This is a genomic window from Synechococcus sp. R8-2 (assembly GCF_047461715.1).
Taxonomy (GTDB): domain Bacteria; phylum Cyanobacteriota; class Cyanobacteriia; order Thermostichales; family Thermostichaceae; genus Thermostichus.
This window is the reverse complement of the sequence record NZ_JANSHQ010000047.1, coordinates 1-4,293: the sequence shown is the minus strand read 5'-3', so window position 1 is coordinate 4,293 and position 4,293 is coordinate 1. Positions and strand designations below refer to the sequence as shown.

3 protein-coding genes are annotated in these 4,293 nt (G+C 58.0%); all 3 read left to right on the top strand.

Translation table 11 applies throughout. The features are described from left to right. Positions 1-237: 237 nt before the first annotated feature. Positions 238-441: a hypothetical protein gene (locus NW819_RS01345; protein WP_414412659.1), complete on the top strand. Its 204-nt coding sequence runs from the start codon at positions 238-240 to the stop codon at positions 439-441. A gap of 235 nt (positions 442-676) precedes the next feature. Next, positions 677-2,143 (top strand): hypothetical protein, encoded by a 1,467-nt coding sequence (locus NW819_RS01340; protein ID WP_414412658.1) that lies wholly within the window; start codon positions 677-679, stop codon positions 2,141-2,143. 171 nt (positions 2,144-2,314) lie between these two features. Continuing rightward, positions 2,315-4,293: ExeM/NucH family extracellular endonuclease (locus tag NW819_RS01335; protein WP_414412657.1), on the top strand; the 1,979-nt coding region annotated here is incomplete at its 3' end.

The following is a 4,293-nucleotide window of genomic DNA, read 5'->3' as shown; positions in this document are numbered from 1 at the left end:
GGGGGTTAGAGGCATGCTCTCCAGCAGCGGCAGCCGCCGCGAAGGGAAGTTGAGGATATCTCTGTCAATTTCGGACCCGCAGCCGACCTGGCCGGCCTCAGCAATGTAGAAGCCGCTGTCATCGGACATGGAGAGGTAGAGGGCCCCTTCACCGAGATCAACAACCTGGACATCGAGCGGGATCCCCGCTTTCCCATTCGGGTCACGGTCCAGTTCTACAAAGCCACCGACAATGGCGTGGTCTCTGCTGAAGACATGGCCCAAATCCACCATCAAATTGCCCGCGTCTATCGAGAGGCCGACTATGTGGGCAGCTTGGTGATTCAGCCGGATACAGGCCGACCTACGGAGTACAACCGCGACGCAGAGACAGAGCGCCCCTTTCCCTTTCCTTGGTTTCCTTGGTGGCTTCCTTGGTTTCCTTGGTGGCCGCGACGCTAGGGCCTGCTGCGCATTTTTCCCACAACCTGCCGCCAGGTGGCAACATCTTCTCGCGCCTGGGTTTCTCCACTACACTGACTACTGACCTGACGCCAAGGGGAATGGGTGTCGGCCCGATATCCTCGGCAAGGTCAGGGTCTGCAGAGACAGTTGCCAAGGTCTCATTTCTTGAGGCCATGGTGCTTGTCTGTGCCAGCTCTTGCCCAAGGCAGTGGGGAGCTTTTCCTGCAACACTATGGCTGACGCAGTTCCCGTTCGGCGCTACGACCTGTTTGTGCAGGCTTCCCGGCTGCTGCAGCGCTACCGGCAGCTCACGCCGGAACTCCGTCCCATAGGGCTAGAGGTGGCTCTGGCCATCCAGTATCACCGCGCTCAGGCCGGATCGGGATCCCTCTTGCCTTGGGTGGGATCCCCTCGCGGACTGCCCTTGCAGCAAGTGGCCCAGCGCATTTGCGACCCGTTTTACAGCAAAACCCACCCTCTTTTACCGACCTTGCCCGAAACCGGCGAGCCTTTGGTGTGGCCTCTGTTCAACCAGGGGGAAAACGGTTTGATCCGGCCCCTGGCCCCGAGCAAAGTGGGCGGGAAACTGGCGGAACGGCGCTGGCTCAAAGCCTGCAACAGCCAGGAAGGGATCGGCTGTCATGCCTTGGCGGCCCACTTGTGGCAAGACGAGCGCTTTTTGGCCGAAGACCGGGATCTCTGTCCTTTCCGCCTTTATGACGGGCGCTACCCTTTGAGCGTGGATCAAGGGCGGCAGACTTGCGGCTTTGACGATCACCCCTGTGGCTGGCAGCCGGGACACCCCAAAATGTTGCAGGTGGTGGGCAAAGGCAAACAGGCCGAGATCCTGCTCCCCCACTGGACGGATGACATGTGGACGATGCTCATTCCCTCCCATCGTCCGCTGCCGATTTACCCGCTCTTGGTGATGCTTTACTTTGGCCAAGAAACTTTGCAAAAGGGGCGGAGCAGCCTCTCCATCGAGCAATTTCGTCTGGATTTTCAGTTTAGCCAGTCTCAACTGCGCCTGTTGTTCGACACCCACCCTGAGCACCCCTTGAATCGACACCTGCTTACCTGGGCTCAGCAGCCAGAGGTGGAGTGGGGATCCACAGAACTCTTGCCCCAGATGCCGCCCCTCCTGCATCAACCTGCTGGGGGCAAGGTGGTTTTGGATCCCGATGAGCCGCCCCAGTTCCGCAGCAGTGGGATCCCTCACAGCGCCGGGACAGACCCGCTGATGGCAGAACGCCGCCGTCGACGTCAGTTGGAGCGCAGCGAACGCCACAACGAGATCTTGCACCAGTTTCGCCGCTGGTTCCGCCTGGCAGGATTGGAAGTCCGGGAGGATCAGCATACCTTTGACTTTTTGGCCGTGGCGGACGGGCATCTGCTTTTGGCCGAAGTGAAGCTCCTGCACCACAAGGATGCGGCAGAGGCTTTGCAGGAAGTGGTGGGACAGTTGCTCTACTACGAGCGCTTTGCCCTTGGCCCCTGGATCGAGCAGGGCTTTTCCGTTCAGAAGGCCGCCGTTTTCGATGGACCGCCGCCGGATCCCTATGTGCGATTTCTAGAAGACCTGGGCATTGCCACCTACTGGATCAACGAGCAGCAGATGATCGATGGGCCAGAAAACTCTTTACGCCTGCTGCGCCAGATGGGGGTGCGGGTACGACCGGATCCCGAATTGGGGGATTAGGGGAAAAAGCCTGCCCATGTTCTCCCCTGAGTTTTGACTCAGGCGGGGGTAACTTCTTGTCTTCTTAAGCGTACCTTAGCTGCCCCTTTACTCAGATTCCTTCCTGAAGATGGTATCCATACAGACGGTAAAAATACGGGATCCTTTGAAGTTTCGGGAGGAGTGAAGCAGATGTGGTCCAGGGTTACTTCGCGTCGTGTTGCCCAATCAATTGCGGTGCTAGTTTTTGGTTTGGTGCTTTTGGTTTCTCTGCAAAGGTGCGGCTCCAGAAGAACTCTTTTGCCAAAACTTACACCTGTGCCAGCACCGACCCCGACTTCAACACCCACAGCCACGCCAACACCGACGCCCACGCCGGGAGGCTGTGATCCCAACGCCAACCTGATCCCAGTTGGCACTGTCCAGGGCACTGGCTTCACTTCCCCCCTGGTGAACCAAACAGTCACGGTTTCTGGAATCGTAGTAGGAGACTTTGAAAATGAGGGGGTGGCTGGCCAAACCTATCTCCAGGGCTACTACCTACAAGATGATGGTGACGGGAATCCCGCCACATCAGATGGCATCTTCGTTTTCAGTGGCACAGCTAATAACGTCAGGCTTGGGGATAGGGTTCAGGTGACCGGAACGGTTGCTGAGTTCCGCCAGCAAACCCAGCTCTCCAACGTCACCAGCTTTACTGTCTGTAGCTCTGACAATCCGTTGCCGGCCCCAGTGCAGATCTCTCTACCGCTGACTGCGGAGCAAAGGGAAGCTCTGGAAGGAATGCTGGTCACATTTGGAAATCAGCCCCTGTTTGTAACCGACTCCTTCTTGCTGGGACGCCACGGGGAGCTGAGTGTGGCCACAGAGCGGTTGTTCACTCCTACGCAAATTGCGGCTCCCAGCCAGGCAGCTGCCATTCAAGCGGAAAACGACCGAAAGCGGATTCGCATTGATGACCGGCTGCTCACCCAAAACCCAGATCCGGTTATCTACCCCACTCCGGGTGGCCTGAGCGCGGCTAACACTGTGCGCGGCGGCGATCGCGTCAGCAACATCACCGGGATCATGACCCAGTTGCGAGGCCGGAATGTCAGTGGCGATGTGGATGCGACCATCGACTACCGTATCCACCCCAATGATCCCAACAACTTGCCCAGGTTTACAGCCACCAACCCTCGCCCGCAAAACCCACCCTCAGTAGGGGGCTCCCTGAGGGTAGCTAGCTTTAACCTGTTCAACTACTTCAACACCTTCGGCAACGCCTGCTTCCCCAATAACTCCTCCTGTCGGGGAGCCAGCAACGCCACCGAGTTCACCCGCCAGCGGGATAAGCTCATCGAGGCTATTCGCCGCATGGATGCCGATATCGTAGGCCTCAACGAGTTAGAAAACGATGGATACGGTTCGAATAGTTCCATTCAGGATTTGGTGAACGGGCTCAACCAGGTCATGGGGGCAGGAACCTACGCCTTTGTGAATGTTGGAGTGCCCAACCTGGGCGGCGATGCCATCACCAACGGCTTTATCTACAAGCCAGCTACGGTTGAAATTGCCCCCGGCACTAACCCGGCCTTCCTGGACACAGGGGAATTCACCCAAGGCCCCGGACGCTTCCATCGTCCTCCTCTGGCTGTAACCTTCCGGCAGCGGAGCAACAACGCCACCTTCACTGTTGTGGTCAACCACTTCAAGTCCAAGGTTTCTCCCTGCGATCCTATTGACAACGATCCCTTCCAAGGCAATTGCAACGGCAACCGCACCCGGGCCGCTCAGCAACTCTTGAGCTGGCTCGCCACCAATCCAACTGGCTCCACCGATCCGGATGTGTTGATTATGGGGGATCTCAACTCCTACGCTATGGAGGATCCGATCAAAACTCTGGAGGCGGGCGGGTTCACCAACCTCAATGGCCCCAACAGCTACTCCTTTAGCTTCCAAGGACAGTGGGGATCTCTGGATCATGCCCTGGCCAACAGCAGTCTGAGACCCCAAGTTACAGGCTCAGCTAAGTGGCACATCAACGCTGATGAGCCCGTGAGCTTGGACTACACCCTGAGCTTCAAGAGTCCCTCTCAGCAGAGCCTCTTCTACGCCAGCGATCCCTTCCGCTCTTCCGACCACGATCCGGTGCTCGTTGGCTTGAACCTGACTCCGGCCCCAACACCGAC